This is a genomic window from Rhodoferax sp. GW821-FHT10B06 (assembly GCF_059415605.1).
The window spans coordinates 98,300-114,488 of the sequence record NZ_JBWKNO010000001.1 but is presented as its reverse complement, the minus strand read 5'-3'; the positions used below and the strand labels follow the sequence as shown (position 1 = coordinate 114,488).

14 protein-coding genes are annotated in these 16,189 nt (G+C 62.2%); all 14 read right to left on the bottom strand.

What is annotated here, in order from left to right; all coding sequences use genetic code 11:
• Positions 1 to 24: 24 nt before the first annotated feature.
• Positions 25 to 885, bottom strand: a complete 861-nt coding sequence (gene purU, locus AC07O2_RS00540; protein WP_495073791.1) for a formyltetrahydrofolate deformylase — start codon at positions 883 to 885, stop codon at positions 25 to 27.
• 72 nt (positions 886 to 957) lie between these two features.
• Complete coding sequence (locus tag AC07O2_RS00535) at positions 958 to 1,899, bottom strand: choline ABC transporter substrate-binding protein (protein ID WP_495073790.1); 942 nt, start codon at positions 1,897 to 1,899, stop codon at positions 958 to 960.
• Positions 1,900 to 2,165: 266 nt separating this feature from the next.
• Positions 2,166 to 3,155 carry a GlxA family transcriptional regulator gene (locus tag AC07O2_RS00530; RefSeq protein ID WP_495073789.1) on the bottom strand — a complete coding sequence of 330 codons (990 nt, stop codon included), beginning with the start codon at positions 3,153 to 3,155 and terminating at the stop codon, positions 2,166 to 2,168.
• Positions 3,156 to 3,288: 133 nt separating this feature from the next.
• Positions 3,289 to 4,161 (bottom strand): ABC transporter permease, encoded by an 873-nt coding sequence (locus tag AC07O2_RS00525; protein ID WP_495073788.1) that lies wholly within the window; start codon positions 4,159 to 4,161, stop codon positions 3,289 to 3,291.
• Positions 4,154 to 5,191 (bottom strand): quaternary amine ABC transporter ATP-binding protein, encoded by a 1,038-nt coding sequence (locus AC07O2_RS00520; RefSeq protein WP_495073787.1) that lies wholly within the window; start codon positions 5,189 to 5,191, stop codon positions 4,154 to 4,156. Before AC07O2_RS00520 ends, AC07O2_RS00525 begins: the two co-directional genes overlap by 8 nt.
• A 219-nt stretch (positions 5,192 to 5,410) precedes the next feature.
• The gene (locus AC07O2_RS00515; RefSeq protein WP_495073786.1) at positions 5,411 to 6,529 is read right to left on the bottom strand and encodes an FAD-binding oxidoreductase; all 1,119 of its coding nucleotides are present in this window, start codon (positions 6,527 to 6,529) and stop codon (positions 5,411 to 5,413) included.
• A gap of 32 nt (positions 6,530 to 6,561) precedes the next feature.
• A complete protein-coding gene (locus AC07O2_RS00510; RefSeq protein ID WP_495073785.1) occupies positions 6,562 to 7,818 on the bottom strand; it encodes an aromatic ring-hydroxylating oxygenase subunit alpha in 1,257 nt (418 codons plus the stop codon).
• A gap of 11 nt (positions 7,819 to 7,829) precedes the next feature.
• Complete coding sequence (locus AC07O2_RS00505) at positions 7,830 to 8,579, bottom strand: adenine nucleotide alpha hydrolase family protein (RefSeq protein WP_495073784.1); 750 nt, start codon at positions 8,577 to 8,579, stop codon at positions 7,830 to 7,832.
• Positions 8,576 to 9,685: an FAD-binding protein gene (locus AC07O2_RS00500; RefSeq protein ID WP_495073783.1), complete on the bottom strand. Its 1,110-nt coding sequence runs from the start codon at positions 9,683 to 9,685 to the stop codon at positions 8,576 to 8,578. Before AC07O2_RS00500 ends, AC07O2_RS00505 begins: the two co-directional genes overlap by 4 nt.
• Positions 9,682 to 11,574, bottom strand: a complete 1,893-nt coding sequence (locus tag AC07O2_RS00495) for a (Fe-S)-binding protein (protein WP_495073782.1) — start codon at positions 11,572 to 11,574, stop codon at positions 9,682 to 9,684. Before AC07O2_RS00495 ends, AC07O2_RS00500 begins: the two co-directional genes overlap by 4 nt.
• 1 nt (position 11,575) lies before the next feature.
• Positions 11,576 to 13,636 carry an oxidoreductase gene (locus AC07O2_RS00490; protein ID WP_495073781.1) on the bottom strand — a complete coding sequence of 687 codons (2,061 nt, stop codon included), beginning with the start codon at positions 13,634 to 13,636 and terminating at the stop codon, positions 11,576 to 11,578.
• Positions 13,637 to 13,657: 21 nt separating this feature from the next.
• Positions 13,658 to 14,191: a DUF5943 domain-containing protein gene (locus tag AC07O2_RS00485; RefSeq protein WP_495073780.1), complete on the bottom strand. Its 534-nt coding sequence runs from the start codon at positions 14,189 to 14,191 to the stop codon at positions 13,658 to 13,660.
• A gap of 79 nt (positions 14,192 to 14,270) precedes the next feature.
• Positions 14,271 to 15,146 carry a glycine betaine ABC transporter substrate-binding protein gene (locus AC07O2_RS00480; protein WP_495073779.1) on the bottom strand — a complete coding sequence of 292 codons (876 nt, stop codon included), beginning with the start codon at positions 15,144 to 15,146 and terminating at the stop codon, positions 14,271 to 14,273.
• A gap of 64 nt (positions 15,147 to 15,210) precedes the next feature.
• Positions 15,211 to 16,182, bottom strand: coding sequence for a dipeptidase (locus tag AC07O2_RS00475; RefSeq protein ID WP_310375654.1), 972 nt, complete (start codon positions 16,180 to 16,182; stop codon positions 15,211 to 15,213).
• Between the last annotated feature and the right edge of the window lie 7 nt (positions 16,183 to 16,189).

The following is a 16,189-nucleotide window of genomic DNA, read 5'->3' as shown; positions in this document are numbered from 1 at the left end:
GTTTTCTCTTCTGGGGGCTATGGCTCAGCGTAGCACTACGGTCTTCATGCCGTTGATGAAGACACGCCGGTCCAGTACGAAGCGCATGGCACGGGACAGCACCAGGCTCTCCACCAGCCGACCGGCTTGCGAAAGGTGTTGTGGTGTATCCGCATGGTCCACGCGCTCGACGGATTGCTCAATGATCGGGCCTTCGTCCAGGTCGGTGGTGGCAAAGTGGGCAGTGGCGCCGATCAGCTTGACACCGCGGTCAAAGGCCTGCTGGTAGGGCTTGCCGCCCTTGAAGCCGGGCAGGAAGGAATGGTGGATGTTGATGACCCGGCCGTGCAGGCGCTCGCACAGCGATTCGGACAAAACTTGCATATAGCGCGCCAGCACCACGAATTCGGCACCGGTGTCGGCAATCAGCTGCTCCAGCTTGGCTTCTTGGGCTGGCTTGGTGTCGGCGCTGATGGGGATGTGGTGAAAAGGCAGGCCTTCGGCTTCGGCCAGCGGTGCCAGGTCGGGGTGGTTGGACACCACGGCGACGATGTCCATCTTCAGCTCACCACGGCGCCACTGCGCGATCAGCTCGCGCAGGCAGTGGTCGAACTTGGACACCATGATCAGCACGCGGGTGGGCTGGGCCAGGTCGTGCACCTTCCACTGGGCTGCTGGAAAGCTTTTTGCCAGGTCGGCGAAGGCGCTGCGCAGCACATCCACCGAGCTGCTGAGGCTGAACACGCTGCGTACAAAAAAGCGCTCGGTCGTGTGGTCGTCAAACACCGAAAACTGTTCGATGTAGGCGCCGTGCTGGTTCAGCAGTTCGGACACGGCGGCGACCTGTCCCTGGGCACTGCCGCAGGCCAGGTTCAGGCAGAAATGGGTGGAAGAAGCCGAGGTCATAGCAGAGCGCGCCAAAAATAGGTAAAGGTAGTGCTGCCGGGTTGATACGGCAGCACTGCAGGTGGGGAGAACTTACTTCAGCGACGCGGTGACCGCAGGCAGGCCATCTTGACCCGAGAAGGTCTTCACACCCTTGAGCCAGCCTTCCAGCACGCCAGGGTTCTTCTTCAGGTAGGCCTTGGCTGCGGCCTCGGGCTTGGCCTTGTCCAGGATGCCGATCATCACGTTGTTTTCAATCGTGGTGGTGAACTGCAGGTTCTTCAGCAGCGTGGCAACGTTCGGGCAGCGGGCTTCGTAGCTGGGGGGCACGGCGGTGAAGACCTTGGCTTCACCCAGGTTGGGGCCGAACACATCGTCGCCGCCTTCCAGGTACTTCATCTTCATCTGCACGTTCATGGGGTGGGGTTCCCAGCCCAGGAACACGATGCCCTTGTTGCTGCGGCTGGCGCGCTGCACTTCGGCCAGCATGCCGGCCTCGGATGACTCGACCATCTTGAAGCCCTTGAGGCCGAACTGGTTTTTGTCGATCATGCCCTGGATCAGCGCATTGCCGTCGTTGCCAGGTTCAATGCCGTAGATCTTGCCGTCCAGATCTTTCTGGAACTTGGCGATGTCATTGAAGGTCTTCAGGCCCTTGTCGTACAGGTAGGCGGGTACGGCCAGGGTGTACTTGGCACCGACCAGGTTGGGTTGCTCCAGCACCTTGATTTGGCCGGCCTTGACGAAGGGCTCAATGATGGGCGTCATGCTGGGGTTCCAGTACCCCAGGAAGGCGTCAATCTGCTTGGACTTGATGCCTGCGAAGGTGATCGGTACCGAGGCGATGGTCACCGTGGGCTTGTAACCTAGGCCTTCGAGCACCACGGAAGCCAGGCCGGTGGTGGCGGCAATATCACTCCAACCCACGTCGGCAAAACGCACGGTTTTGCAGCTGGCTTCTTCTGCATGCGCAAGCGGTGCGCACAGCGAGAAGGCGGAGGAGGCGAGACCGAGAAGAGCGAGTTTCAATTTCATGACCGATTCCTAGTGGGTGGAGGGGCAGGTGTTGTACCAAGTGACGACACCATGCACTTTCACAGGTTGGCGGCTGGAAACTTTGCTGAGAACGACGCGGAGTTGTCCGGGTACGGCAAGTGTCAGAGACTTGTCAGAATATTAGGCATAAAAAAGCCTGCCTGCGCAGGTTTTATATGCGCAGGAAGCTATAAATTATGTAGCAATAGGTGGCGCCAACGCTTAGGCGCCGTTGGGGCTAAAAAAAACAGCCGATGAAGCGGGGTTCAGGCCACGCGTATGGCGGATACCGTTGCCGAGGCCTGCTTGGGCCAGGCCGGTGCACGCGCAGGCGTGGTGCCTGCGTGGCGGCGGCGTTCCTCGCTGGGCGAGTGGCCGAACAGGCTGCGGTAGGCTTTGCAGAAGTGCGAGGACGATTGGAAGCCGCAGGCCACAGTGACTTGCATGATGGGCATGCTGCTGTGCGTCAGCAGCTCCTGCGCGCGGCGCAGCCGCAGGTTCATGTAGTACTGCGCCGGGTTCATGCTGAAGTAGCGGTGGAACAGCCGCTCCAGCTGGCGCAGCGACAGTGCAATGGCGCTGGCCAGCTCGGCCAGCGGCAAGGGATCTTCGATGTTGGCGGCCATGATTTCGGCGGCCTCGGTCAGATGCTGGTAGCCCGGGCCTATGCATTCGGGCTGGGGTATGCGCTGGCGGTCGTTGCTGGCGCGCAGCCGCTCCACGATGAACTGCTCAGAAATGTCCATCACCAGTTTGGCGCCGTGGCTGGCGCGTATCAGGTGCAGCATCAGGTGCAGCGGCGCCGTACCACCCGAGCAGGTGATGCGGTCGCGGTCCAGAATGAAGACCTCGGTGGCGAACTGCACCTTGGGGAATTCTTCGCCAATGGCGGCCAGGTTTTCCCAGTGGATGGCGCAGCGGTAGCCGTCCAGCAGGCCGGCGCTGGCCAGGGCGAAAGAGCCAGTGCACAACGCGCCCATGGTCACCCCGTGGGTGGCCAGCTGGCGCAGCATGTGGCGTACGGCATCGTCGGTGTTGCGGCGGATGTTGACGCCGCCACAGACAAACACCGTATCGCATTCCGACAGGCTGGCCAGGTCGCCGGTGGACCCCATGGTCAGGCCATTGCTGGCCTGGGCGCCACTTTGCTCAGTGCTCACCACTGTCCAGCTGTACAGCGGGCGGCGGCTGATGTAGTTGGCCATGCGCAGTGTTTCCACCGCGTTGGCAAAGGCGATCATCGAGTAATCGGGCATCAGAATGAATCCGATGCGCGTGGTATCTGTTGAAACGGAAGCGTCGTTGGCTCCGAATGCCGCAGCCGGTGAGGCCTGGGTTGGGGCAAGGGGACTGCGTGGCAAAGGGGCGCTCCTCAATTTCTGCGTGGGGTCAGCTGTCGCGGCCTTTGCGGGCCACGCCAAAGCTTTCAGTCAGGCGGTCAAGAATGATAGCCAGCAAGACGACGGCCAGACCGCTCTCAAACCCTAGGCCGATGTCCAGCCGTTGGATGCTGGCCAGCACGTCGTTGCCCAGGCCGCCAGCGCCGACCATGGACGCAATGATGACCATGGACAGCGCCATCATGATGGTCTGGTTCACGCCGGCCATGATGGTCGGCATGGCGATAGGCAGCTGCACCTTGAACAGCAGCTGGGTCGAGGTGCAGCCAAAAGCGTTGCCGGCCTCCACCTGCTCGGAGCTGACCTGGCGTATGCCCAGGCTGGTCAAGCGCACCACCGGCGGCATGGCGAAGATCACGGTTGCAATCGTGCCGGGCACGCGGCCCAGGCCAAACAGCATGGCTGCAGGTATCAGGTACACAAAAGCGGGCATGGTCTGCATGAAATCGAGTACGGGTCGCACGCTGGCATTGATGTGGTTGTTGCGGGCACACCAGATGCCCAGGGGAATACCAAAAAACAGGCTGATCAGGGTGGCCGACAGCGTCAGCGCCAGCGTCACCATGGTTTGCGGCCAGAAGCCAGTCACCACGATCAGCATCAACGCCAAAGCAACAAACAGGCCAAAGCCCCAACTGAGCCGACGAATGCCGACAACGGTGGCGACTGCAATCACTAGCCAGAAGGGAATTGCCAGCATGCCCTGCTCGATGGATTGGGCAAAGCCCTCGACCACTACGCCGATGGAGTCGAACACGGTGGCGCCGTTGTCTAGCAGGGTTTTGACGCCTGCGTTGACCCACTTGCCCAGGGGCAGCATGTTGTGGGTGGCGTCGGTGACTTGGGTGAGCAGATCAGACATGGCGGGCTTCCTGGGACATCTTGACGAGCAGGCTGCGGGCAGAGATGCAGCCCAGCAACTGGTTGGTGGCATCGAACACGCCGACCGGCTGGTCCATGCCCAGCACGATCTTCATGGCCTCGGGCAGGGTGGTGGACCAGGGCAGGCGCGGGCCACCGTTGTACGAGTGGCCGTTGAGGCCCGGGTCCAGCAGGTCAGCGGCGGTGAGGTAGCGCGAGGTGTCCACACCTTCGAAGAACTTGCGCACGTAGGCGTTGGCCGGCTGGGTGATGATCTGGTGCGCTGTACCCTCTTGCACCAGGTTGCCGCCTTCCATGATGGCGATGCGGGTGCCGATGCGCAGAGCTTCTTCCAGGTCGTGCGAGACGAACAAAACGGTGCGTTGCTGTTCGCGCTGCAACTCCAGCATCAGGCCCTGCATTTCCACGCGCTTGAGCGGATCGAGCGCCGAGAAGGCTTCGTCCATCAGCAGAATATCGGGGTCTACCGCCAGCGCGCGTGCTAAGCCCACGCGCTGCTGCATGCCGCCGGACAGCTGAGATGGGTATTTGGCTGCGTAGGTTTGCAGGCCTACCTGGGCCAGCACTTCCATGGCGCGGGTTTCCCGTTCCTTGCGCGGTGTGCCGGCCATTTCCAGGCCGAAGGCGGCGTTGTCCAGCACATTGCGGTGTGGCATGAGGGCGAAGGACTGGAACACCATGGCCACCCGCTTGCGCCGCCAGCGCACCAGCGCGTCATGGGGCAGCTTGGCGATGTCTTCACCGTCGATGTTGATGGAGCCGGAGGAGGGTTCCACTAGGCGGTTGATCAACCGGATGAGGGTGGACTTGCCCGAGCCGGACAGGCCCATGAGCACATAAATCTCGCCTGGCATAACGTCAAAGCTGACCTTATTGACGCCCACGACATGCCCGGTTTTGGCGAAAACCTCGTCCTTGCTACGACCTTCATTGAGTAACTTGACGGCTTCTGAGATATTGCTGCCGAATATCTTGTACAGATTTTTGACGCTAATTTTTGGGTTTGACATCGTGGGTCTCCAGGAACTTTGGATCAATGCGTTGGTCTATTCTTATAAGCAAATGATGTGCCACCCATAAATGGGCTGACTTTATTATGTTTGGTTAATTTTTGGGTAAATATGAATATTGTTTTAATGGTTTGCACCAAAATAGAATTTTGGTGAGGTGACGGATGTCGGGCATGGTGCATGGCTGGTTTTTTGCGAAGTGCATGCACACATTAGTGTTCATCTTTCGAGTGAAATGTCACTCGTAGGCTTGCTGCAGCAGGGCAGAATCCAGCCTTGGTCAATCTCGCGCTGGCGTATGCCGCCAGCATGTTTCATTTCAACCTGACCCGATATTTTCTTGGTTTTGCAGGTGCCGCAGGCACCGCTGCTGCAAGAAGAGGGTAGGCGCAAACCGGCTGCGGCGGCAGCTTTTAAAATGGTTTGGTCTGATGGGCAGTCGAATATCTTGCCCATTTTCTCGAGTTGGATTTTAAATGTGGGCGTGCTATCAATTTTTATTATCTCGTCGGCGCCTGGTTTTAATTGCGCCTCTGATAATTCTTCGGTAGGCAGGGATTCGAAAGAGAAACTTTCTTCGCGGTAGCGCTGCATTTCGAAACCTGCCCCCGCCAGCAGGCCGCGCACCGCGCCCATGAACGGAGCCGGGCCGCAGGTGTAGACGTCGCGCTGCATAAAGTCGGGCGCAATATGCGCCAGCCGTGCCGCGTCCAGCCGACCGAGGTGGCCCGCGTAAGCGCTACCCGGTGTGTGCTGTTCGCACACCATGGCCAGTCGCAAATGGGGCATATTGCGCGCCATCATGGTGAGTTCTTCGGGGAACAGCAGGTCTGCGGGCGTGCGCGCGCAGTGCACAAACACGATGTTGGCGTCGCTGCCCAAGTCGTGCAGGGCGCGCGTCATGGACATCAGCGGTGTCACGCCGCTGCCGCCGGACAGGAACAGATAGCTTTTCGCCGGCGCCTTGAAGCAGCTGAACTCGCCCGACGGCCCCATGGCCCCCAGCGCCATGCCCACGCGCAGATTGTCATGCAGCCAGTTGGACACCACGCCGCCAGGCACCCGCTTGACGGTGATGCTGACCAGGTCGGGCCGGGTGGGTGTGCTGGACAGGGTGTAGCAGCGGTTGATCTTGCTGCCGGCAATGTCCAGCTCCAGCGTGATGAATTGGCCGGGCAGATAGCGAAAGTTGCGCGGACCGTCGGCGGCCAGCACAAAGGTTTTCACGTCGTGCGTTTCCTGGCGGATGTGCACGCAGCGCAGGGTTTCATCCCGGTCGGAAGACCAGGGCTGGGACGCCGGGCCGGCGAAATCGGGGGCAAAAGAGGGGATGGACATGGCGGTGCTTACAGCGCAAGGGTGGCGGTGGTTTACTTCGTCAGAGCGCTCAGGCGGTTCACGTACCAGTTGCAGAACTTCTCGACCAAGCCTTCGGTGAAGGGCGAGTAGGGGCCAGGTTCATAGGCGCCGGTGGCGATGCCGATCTGTGACTCTTCCACCAGGCGGCGGTCCTGGTCGTTGGTGGCGTTCCACACGGCGGTCAGGTTTTCCTTGGTGTAGTCCACACCTTCGACCGCATCCTTGTGCACGCACCAGGTGGTGCGCACCAGGGTCTTGGTGGCTGAGATCGGCAGCACGGTGAAACTGACGATATGGTCGCTCATGAAATGGTGCCAGGAGTTCGGTTGGGTCCAGAAAGACAGGCCACCGAGCGCCGGATCTACGAAGTCTGCTAGCAATTTCTTGGAGGCAACCTCGGCATTCATGGTCTGCGACTGGCCCGAGCGGTCGATCGGCAGGCGCTGGGTGCGAAAGCCGGTGACGCGGTCGTCCAGCGTGTCGATCTCGGCCGAGGGCAGGCCCATGCCTTCCCAGCGCTCGTGGTTGGCGGCCAGGATGTCCTGGAAGCGCTGCAGATCGGCCTTGTTGTGTTCGTCGGGTTGGTAGCCAAAGCCGTATTCGTACAGCGAGATGGTCAGCTCGGGGTGGTTGCTCACACAGTGGTAGCACTCACGGTTGTTTTCCATGGTGAGCTTCCAGTTGCAGTCCTCGATGATGTCGACCTGGGCCGCCACTTTGCAGTCCTGCAGCCGGTGCGGCGCGATATAGGGCGTCATCTCGGCCGCCATCTGCTCGAAGTCTTCGGGCGGATTTTCGGCCAGGCAGATGAAGATCAGGCCGGCTAGGCTGCGCACATTCACCTTTTTCAGGCTCAGATGGCTGGGATCGAAGTCCTCACCCATGTGCTTGGCGTGGATCAGCTTGCCGGTCAGGTCATAGGTCCACTGGTGGTAGGGGCAGACGATGTTGCCCACTACGCCTTGCTGGCTGGCGCACAGGCGCGAGCCGCGGTGGCGGCAGACGTTGTGGAAGGCCTGCACCTGGTTGTCGTCGTCGCGCACGATCAGGATGGAGTTTTTGCCGAAATCCACCGTGATGTAGTCGCCCGCTTCGGGAATTTGCGGCTCTACCGCGACGAAGATCCAGTGCTTGCCGAAGATGTGCTCCAGGTCGGCCTGTAGAACGGTCTCGCTCAGGTAAAACGGTGCCTCCAGGCTGTAACCGGGGCGGCGGCGCGCTAGCAACTCACGGGTGAGTAGAGACTGCGCTGAAATGGTCGTGGTCATGTGGGCGTCTCCTAAAAATGCACAAGAGAGTGGGTACGCAGGTAGTCCAGAACTGCCTGCGCCTTGGTATGGGGCGTACCGGTTTGCAGCACGGTGCCGCCGGTAGAGGGCGACTCAATCGCGCCGAGCATACGGGCGTGGCCGCTTTGCACGGTGCGGGCTTCCAGTAATTTGCGCCGCAGCGTGCGGGGCACCAACTGGCCTTGCGGTGCACGGCCGGCTGCGGCGTTTGATACGGATGTGCGTACCACTGTGCCGGCCATCGCATCCGCCAACGAGTGGCGCAGCGTGACAGGTGCTGCGGCGCTGATGACCAGCACGGCAGGTGGGGTGACACGCAAGCGGCGGCGTGCGCCTTTGGGCAGTGCCTGGGTGATGATCCAGGCCTTGCCGTCGACTTGCACCGCCAGCACATCGGTGATCACCGGGCGGCCCAGCGCGGTAGCCAGCGCAAAAGGCAAAACGCCTGTGCCTTGTTCGGACTCCGGACGTGTGCCCGCCAGGACCCAGGGTATGTTGTGCAAGGCAGGCAACAACACATCGCAGGTATCGGCATCCGATTCCAGAATTTCCAGCTGGGTGGCGCCCAGCGCCAGATAGTCGCGGGCTACGGCATCCGGCATGCCACCTGCGGTGAGCAAGCGCACGGTGCCGGGCAAGCCCAAGGCCAGGGCGGCTGCCGTTGCATCGGCACGGCTGCGGGTGGATTTGCCACTGACCGCGTGGGTGCGGGCAGCGACCAGTACGGTGATATCGCTCATACCCCCTCCTTCTGTTGGCGAACCAGTTCCAGCAGGGCCTGCATCAGGGCGGCACTGTCTTCCACCACCGTCAGGTCCGCACGGCGGGAAATGGGGGCGGATGCGTCCAGGTTGACCGCGATTACATGGCGGCAATCCTTGATGCCTTGCAAATGCTGTACCGCGCCCGAGATGCCCAGCGCCAGATAGCCCGAGGCCGACACGGTTTTGCCGGTGGCACCCACCTGCTGCGCGCGGGTGAAACGGCCGTCGTCCACCGCCACGCGCGATGCGCCCACGGCGGCACCCACTTCGCGTGCCAGGGTGTGGAACAGCGGCACATCGGTTACGCCATTGCCGGCAGCCAGGATGAAATCGGCTTCTTCCAGCGCCAGGGTTTGTGGGTCGCCGGCTTGTACGCCCATGTCTTCGATGCCCAGCTCCACCACGGCCGGCAGCGGTGGCGCTGATTCCTTGTTACCCAGGCCCACAAACGGCAGCTTGGTGCTGGCAACGTTCTTGGCCAGCAGCATGACCGGGGCATGTGGGCGCAGCCAGTCTTGGTGGCTATTAGCAGGTACACGCAGCTTGTCGGCAGCCAGCTCGGCCACACCGCAGACCAGGTCCAGTCCGGCGCTGACGGCGAAGCGTCGGCCCAGCTGCCCATCGGCGCCGGCATCGGCAAACAGCCATTGCGCGGGTTGCAGCAGTGCTTGCAGCTTTTGCAGCCAGGCCGCACAGGCGCCAGGTTGGTAGCGGCCGGAGTCCAGGTCCTCCAGGACCAGCATGCGGTCTGCGCCCAGCGCTGCGACATCGTCATGGCAGGCGCCGAGTACGGCCACCACTACTTCGACCTGGGCCGAGGCCAATATGGCTGCAGCCGCAACCGCCTGGCGTGCACCATCGGTCAATGCGCCGCGCTCGGCATGGGTGACCACCACGGTGGTCTGGTTGAACGGGCCAGCGCTGCGCACCGGCTTGGCCGCAGCGTGCTGGGCCGAGCGGCCGTTGGCCAGGCGCTCGCCTTCGCTGCTGCCCAGCACAATGCGACGCAGGCCGGCGGGCGTGATGATGGCCGGGCGGCGCGGGTCGATGCGCGGCACGGCGGAATGCATAGGGGCGTTCATGCAACCTCCAGGGCGTGGGCCACCAGCTCGGCAATGTCCCGCACTTCAGGGCGTGGGCCGACCACGCCTTCCAGCATGGCGGTGCAGTTGGGGCAGGCCACGGCGACGATGCCCGCGCCGGTGGTTTTGGCATCCAGCATACGGATGTCCGGTATGCGGGTGCTGCCAGGGATGTCAGTGAAGGGTGCACCGCCACCGCCGCCGCAGCAGCGGCCGCGCTCACGGTTGCGTTCCATCTCCACCACCTTGATGCCGATACCCTTGAGCACGGAGCGCGGAGCGTCCACCTCACGGCCATAGCGGCCCAGGTAGCAGGGATCGTGGTAGGTCACGGTCTCCAGGCTGCCGCTGCGGGTGGGTTTGAGCTGGCCTTTGGCCAACAGCTCAGCCATCAGCTGGGTGTGGTGCCATACGTCGAAATCGCCGCCCATGGCTGGAAACTCGTTCTTTAGCGAATGGAAGATGTGCGGGTCGGGCGTCACGATGTGCTGGAACCGGCGCGTTTTCAGCGTGGCAATCAGCTGCTTGGACAGGCGTTGGAAACCCGCTTCGTCACCCAGGCGGCGGGCCAAGTCACCGCAATCGGTTTCGGCCGCACCCAGCATGGCGATCTTCAAACCGGCCTTTTGCAGCGTCTTGATGAAGGCCCGCAGCGTGCGCTGGTAGCGCATGTCGAAACCACCTTCGCCCACTAGCACCAGCCAGTCGGTCTGGCCGCCGACATCGAGTACCGGCACGTTCAGGTCGGCCGCCCAGTGGTGGCGGGCTGTCAGCGGGAAGCCGCCCACGGTATCGGTGTCGCGCAGCTGCTCCAGGGCTTCGCCGCCCTTGTTGGGCACCACGCCATCGACCAGGGTGATGTGGCGGCGCATGTCGACGATGGCGTCCACATGCTCGATCAGCATCGGGCATTCCTGCACGCAAGCGCGGCAGGTGGTGCAGGACCAAAGAGTGTCGCTGTTGATCAGGCCATTGACGATGGGCAGGTGGGGTGCGCCCGCATGCTCGCCGACCTTCTGGCCGGGGTAGGGGCTGCCGGCATAGTTGGCGTCAGATTTGGCGCTCATACCGACCACCAGGTCCTGGATCAGCTTCTTCGGGTTCAACGGCTGGCCGGCGGCAAAGGCTGGGCAGGCGGCTTCGCACTTGCCGCACTGTACGCAGGCGTCGAAGGACAGCAGCTTGTTCCAGGCAAAATCTGCGGGTTTGCCTACGCCCATGTCGTCGGCGGTCAGCTTCAAAGGCTGCAGGGCGGTAGCGAAGCGTTTTTCGCTGGCCGTGCCAAAACGCTCGGGACGGGGATGCAGGCCTAGGTGCAGCAGGCCGGCGACCGCATGCTTCATCGGTCCGCTCAGGCCGATGCCCAGCGCCAGCTCCGCAGCGCCGGCGGCGAAAGCCAGGCTGATCAAACCCGCCAGCCACGGCGCCAGCGCCGTGCCAGTGAGTGCCACAGTTCCGACCAAAGCGACGGCGATGGCGAATAGCATCAGCGAGTAGGGCAGGCGGCTCCATGGACCCTTGGACAAGCGCGTCGGCGCATTGCGGCGCCGCGAGGCCATGGCGATGGCGCCAACCAGCATCATCAGGCCGGCCAGCAGCAGTACAGCGTCCAGGCTGCGCCAGTACAGGCCCAGGCCGTAGTTCACAGCCACCAGGGCCAGCGCCAGAATGGCGCCGCCGGCCACACCCACGTGGGCGCGTGCGACAAACGGCTCGCGCGCCACCACGTCATGCAGGTCCACAAAGTAACGCTTCGGTATTTGTAGCAGCCCGCGCAGATCCACACTGCGTGAACGGCCTGTTTTCCATATAAGCGCTCGGCGGGCCATACCCCAGGTCAAGCCCAGGACTGCCAACCAGAACAGCGTGCTCACCAGGTGCTGCAGCATCTTAAAAGTCCTTGCACAGGCGCAGCGAGTCGTAGATCGCGGCGTGGATGTTGTGCATGGAGACGCAGTCGCCCACGCGGTACAGCAGGAAGCTGCCGTTGCCGGTGGTTTCGCTCAGGCCGGGCTGCGGCTTGGCGTCATACAGCGCTTCGATGTCCGTCTGGCCCTTGTTCAGCGACAAGGGCTTGAGCTGCCAGTACAGGCCGTCGTTCGGCAGGATACCGTTTTCGACCACCACCTGGTCCACGGCGCGCTCTTCCAGCGCCTCGGTGTATTCGTTCTTCAGCACGGCGATCAGTTTGTCGCCTTCACGGTAAACCTTTTCCAGCCAGAAGTTCGGCGTCTGGATCACGGCATTGGCGTACAGCTGGCGGTAAAAGATCGGGAAGGTGGTGCCGCCCACGTCGTCTGCCACCTTCACGTCGGGCGTCACAATCTCCACCAGCTTGCCGCGGGCGGCGATGAAGTCGGCTACGCCGGTGCCCGCATGGGTGCTGATGCTGTCGTAGACCAGCACGTTTTCACCGGGTGCGACGGCGCCGGACAGGATGTCCCAGCCGCTGACGCACAGGCCTTCGGCTGCGCCCCAGGCCGGGGTCTGGCCGGTGTGCGGCACGCCGCCGGTGGCCAGCACCACGATGTCGGGTTGCTCGGCCAGGATCATCTCCTGCGTCGCGGCTACGCCCAGACGGCGGTCCACACCCAGGCGCACGGTTTCCATGTCGAACCAGCGGATGATGCCGGCCATCTGCTCGCGCTTGGGGGGCTTGGAAGCCAGGTTTACCTGGCCGCCGACCAACGCGTTCTTTTCAAACAGCACCACGTCATGGCCGCGTTCGCGGGCCACGCGGGCTGCCTCCAGCCCGGCCGGACCGGCGCCTACGACGACCACTTTGCGGCGCTTGCCGGTGGTCTTCTCGATCACATGCGGCATGGTTTCTTCGCGGCTGGTGGCCGCGTTCTGGATGCACAGCACGTCCAGGCCGTTGTATTGGCGGTCGATGCAGTAATTGGCACCCACGCATTGCTTGATCTGGTCTTCGCGTCCGTCGCGGATCTTGATGACCATGTGCGGGTCGGCGATCTGGGCACGGGTCATGCCGACCATGTCGACCATGCCGGTGGCCAGGATGCGTTCGGCCTGCGATGCATCGCGGATGCTTTGGGCGTGCATCACCGGCACTTTGGATACCGACTTGATGCCGGCGGCCAGGTGCACAAAGGGTTCGGGCGGCAACGCCATTGGCGGCATGCAGTTGACCAAGGTGTTGTGCGTATCGGCACCGGAGCCGACCACGCTGAGGAAGTCGATGAGGCCGCTCTCGCTCATGGCCTGGGCGATTTCCTTGGCCATCTCGTGGCTGATGCCGTCCTCATGGAATTCATCGCCGCACATGCGCATGCCGACGCAGAAGTCGCTGCCGACCTGCTCGCGCACGGCTTCCAGCACTTCCATGCCGAAGCGCAAGCGGTTTTCCAGGCTGCCACCGTATTCGTCGGTGCGGTGGTTCACGCGGGGGCTCCAGAACTGGTCGATCAGCTGTTGGTGCGCAGCGGAAATTTCGATGCCGTCCAGGCCGGCGTCTTTTACGCGCTTGGCAGCGCGGCCGTAGTCGGCCACGATGCGGCGGATTTCTTCGATTTCGATGGTCTTGGCGTTGCCGCGGTGCACCGGCTCGCGGATGCCGGAGGGGCTGACCAGATGTGGCCAGTCAAAACCGTGCCAGGCGTTGCGCCGCCCCATATGGGTGGCCTGGATCATGATCTTGGCGCCATGCTTGTGCATGGTTTCTGCTAGCTTGCTCAAGGGTTCGATCACTGAGCCCTTGGCCAGGTTGATCGAGCTCCACCACGACCAGGGGCTGTCACGCGATACCGGGCTGGAGCCGCCACAAATCGCCAGGCCCACGCCGCCCTTGGCTTTCTCTTCGTAGTAGCGAATGTAGCGTTCGGTAGGAACGCCACCTTCGGCATACACCTCGGCATGCGCCGTGCTGACGATGCGGTTGCGCAACAGCACCTGGTTCAGGCGGATCGGTTCAAACAAATGCGGGTAGCGCATGGCGGGCTCTGCTGGAAATAATTAAAGGGGGCTGACGGTGAAGATGCAGTGGCTGTGGCCTTCTGCTGCGCATTGGGTTTCAGCGCTGGTGGTGCGCACCGCTGAGCCGCTGGTCTCCAGTACCCAGTCCATGGCGCCGGAGAACCAGCCGGCGAACAGATAGCAGACCTTGCTGTGGTTCACGGGCACGCCGGCAATGCCTTGCGCCAGTACGAACACCGAATGCTCCAGCTTGACCTGGGCGTGGCCGGTGGCGGCATCGGCCTCGATGAAGGAGAACAGGCCCCAGCCGCGTTGCGACAGGCGTTTGAGGTAGTGCTCGTACACAGCCATGCCGGAGAGGCCATGGGTGGCAGCTTCCTGCTGGCACCAGAAGTAGGCCGAGCGGTAGCCGGCCTTGTACAGCGCCGGTGCATACACCTCGCGCCCCACTACGGCCTCGGTTTCGACATGGTTGTTGACGAAGAAGTGCCGAGGCACGTAAATCATCGGCAAGCCGTCAGTGGTCCAGATGCCGGTATCGGCGTTCACTTCAATGGGGAGTTGGGGCTGCATCGTGGGCGTCCTCGGGTGTTATCGGTAAGCTGCGTCCAGGCTGCTGGGCGCAGCCTGGACATCCGGGTTGGACTGGGACTTACGCCAGCCAGCCTGCAACGCGGGCAGGGTTGTCGGCGATCCATTTTTCGGCGGCGGCGTCGGGCTTAGCACCACCCTCGACCGCCAGCATCACAGCGCCGATTTCCTCGGGTTTCCACGACAGCTTCTTCAGGAAGGCGACAACTGTCGGCGCCTTGGTGTTCAGGCCGGGGTTGATCACGCTGTCCACATGTTCTTCGGCGCCGTAGACGTTCTTCGGATCGGCCAGGAAGCGCAGCTTGTACTTGGCAAACATCCAGTGTGGAATCCAGCCGGTCACAGCAATCGCTTTATTGGCGCGGTAGGCGCGGTCCAGTTCGGCAGTCATGGCTGGGCCTGAGCTGGGCTGTAAGCGCATTTCCAGGCCATAAGCCTTGATGGCCTCTTCAGTCTTCTTCATCACGCCGGCGCCGGCATCGATGCCGACGATGCGGTTGTCAAAGTCGGCGCGGTGGGTATTCAGGTCTGCCAGGCTGGTGGCCTTGACGTATTCCGGTACGATCAGGCCGATCTTGGCGCCTGGATAGTTGGTGCCGATGATCTGTACCTTGTCCTTGAAGTTGGCCAAATAGGCTTCGTGCGTCACAGGCAGCCAGGCCGACAATGTGGCGTCGATGTCGCCGCGCGCCACACCCTGCCACATGATGCCGGCAGCCAGGGGCACCAGCTCCACATTCATGCCCAGCTTACTGCGGATGATGGCGGCCGCCAGATTGGTGGTGGCGACGCTGTCCGACCAGCCATCGACAAAACCGATCTTGATGGTGGGTTTGGCCTGGGCAAAGGCAGCGCCACCGGACATGGCTAATGCGGACAGACTCAAAGTCTGTGTGAGGAACTCACGACGTTTGCGGGGGGTGAACGAAGCGGTCATAGCAGCTAACTCCTGGTTGTGGAAGGGAATGGGAGGGGACGGGGAAATCGGTAGGTTGCGGGTCTTAGGTGCCCCAGACTTGGTCGAAGAATTTCATCCAGTTGGCACCCAGTACCTTGGTGATCCGGGCATCGGACCAGCCCGACTGCTGCATCGTGGTCGTCAGGTTGGGGAAGTCGCCTATGGTCCGGATGCCTTCGGGATTGATCACCTCGCCGAAGTTGGTCAGGCGGCGCCAGCGGCCTTTGTCATGCGTCAGCATGTCGAAGAACTCATGGCCGTGGCCTTGGGTGAAGTCAGAGCCCAAGCCCACGCAGTCTTCGCCAACAATGTTGATGACGTAGTCGATGGCCTCGACGTAGTCGTGCACAGTCGACTCATTGCCGCGCTTGAGGAAGGGCGAGAACATGGTCACGCCGATGAAGCCGCCGTGGTCGGCGATGAACTTCAGCTCGGCGTCGCTTTTGTTGCGCGGGTGGTCCTTCAGGCCCAGGGGCAGGCAGTGGGTGTAAGCCACGGGCTTGGTGGAGGCCAGGATCGCTTCTTCCGAGGTCTTGCTGCCCACGTGTGACAGGTCGACCATGATGCCCACGCGGTTCATCTCGGCGATGACCTCGCGGCCGTAGCCGGAAAGCCCGCCATCGCGTTCATAGCAGCCGGTGCCCACGAGGTTCTGCGTGTTGTAGCAAAGCTGGACCACGCGCACACCCATGTCGTGAAAGGCTTCGATGTAGCCGAGGTTGTCTTCAAAGGCATGGGCGTTCTGGAAGCCCAGAACGATGCCGGTCTTGCCATCGGCTTTCGCCTTGACGATGTCCGCTGTGTTGCGGGCCAGTGTGACGAGATCGCTGTTGTCGCGGATCAGCTGTTTCAGCTGGGCAATGTTGTCCACCGTCTTTGGAAAGTCCTCCCACACGGAGACGGTGCAGTTGGCAGCGGCAAGGCCGCCTTTCTTCATGTCTTCAAATACGCTGCGGTTCAGGTTGGCAATGATGAGACCGTCGATGACGATGGAATCCTGGTGCAGATTGCTCATGGTGATT

Bases quoted from the DNA above. Each gene is read 5' to 3' on its own strand.
- purU (WP_495073791.1), bottom strand. From the start codon at position 885: ATGACCTCGGCTTCTTCCACCCATTTCTGCCTGAACCTGGCCTGCGGC.
- AC07O2_RS00535 (WP_495073790.1), bottom strand. From the start codon at position 1,899: ATGAAATTGAAACTCGCTCTTCTCGGTCTCGCCTCCTCCGCCTTCTCG.
- AC07O2_RS00530 (WP_495073789.1), bottom strand. From the start codon at position 3,155: ATGCCCGATTACTCGATGATCGCCTTTGCCAACGCGGTGGAAACACTG.
- AC07O2_RS00525 (WP_495073788.1), bottom strand. From the start codon at position 4,161: ATGTCTGATCTGCTCACCCAAGTCACCGACGCCACCCACAACATGCTG.
- AC07O2_RS00520 (WP_495073787.1), bottom strand. From the start codon at position 5,191: ATGTCAAACCCAAAAATTAGCGTCAAAAATCTGTACAAGATATTCGGC.
- AC07O2_RS00515 (WP_495073786.1), bottom strand. From the start codon at position 6,529: ATGTCCATCCCCTCTTTTGCCCCCGATTTCGCCGGCCCGGCGTCCCAG.
- AC07O2_RS00510 (WP_495073785.1), bottom strand. From the start codon at position 7,818: ATGACCACGACCATTTCAGCGCAGTCTCTACTCACCCGTGAGTTGCTA.
- AC07O2_RS00505 (WP_495073784.1), bottom strand. From the start codon at position 8,579: ATGAGCGATATCACCGTACTGGTCGCTGCCCGCACCCACGCGGTCAGT.
- AC07O2_RS00500 (WP_495073783.1), bottom strand. From the start codon at position 9,685: ATGAACGCCCCTATGCATTCCGCCGTGCCGCGCATCGACCCGCGCCGC.
- AC07O2_RS00495 (WP_495073782.1), bottom strand. From the start codon at position 11,574: ATGCTGCAGCACCTGGTGAGCACGCTGTTCTGGTTGGCAGTCCTGGGC.
- AC07O2_RS00490 (WP_495073781.1), bottom strand. From the start codon at position 13,636: ATGCGCTACCCGCATTTGTTTGAACCGATCCGCCTGAACCAGGTGCTG.
- AC07O2_RS00485 (WP_495073780.1), bottom strand. From the start codon at position 14,191: ATGCAGCCCCAACTCCCCATTGAAGTGAACGCCGATACCGGCATCTGG.
- AC07O2_RS00480 (WP_495073779.1), bottom strand. From the start codon at position 15,146: ATGACCGCTTCGTTCACCCCCCGCAAACGTCGTGAGTTCCTCACACAG.
- AC07O2_RS00475 (WP_310375654.1), bottom strand. From the start codon at position 16,182: ATGAGCAATCTGCACCAGGATTCCATCGTCATCGACGGTCTCATCATT.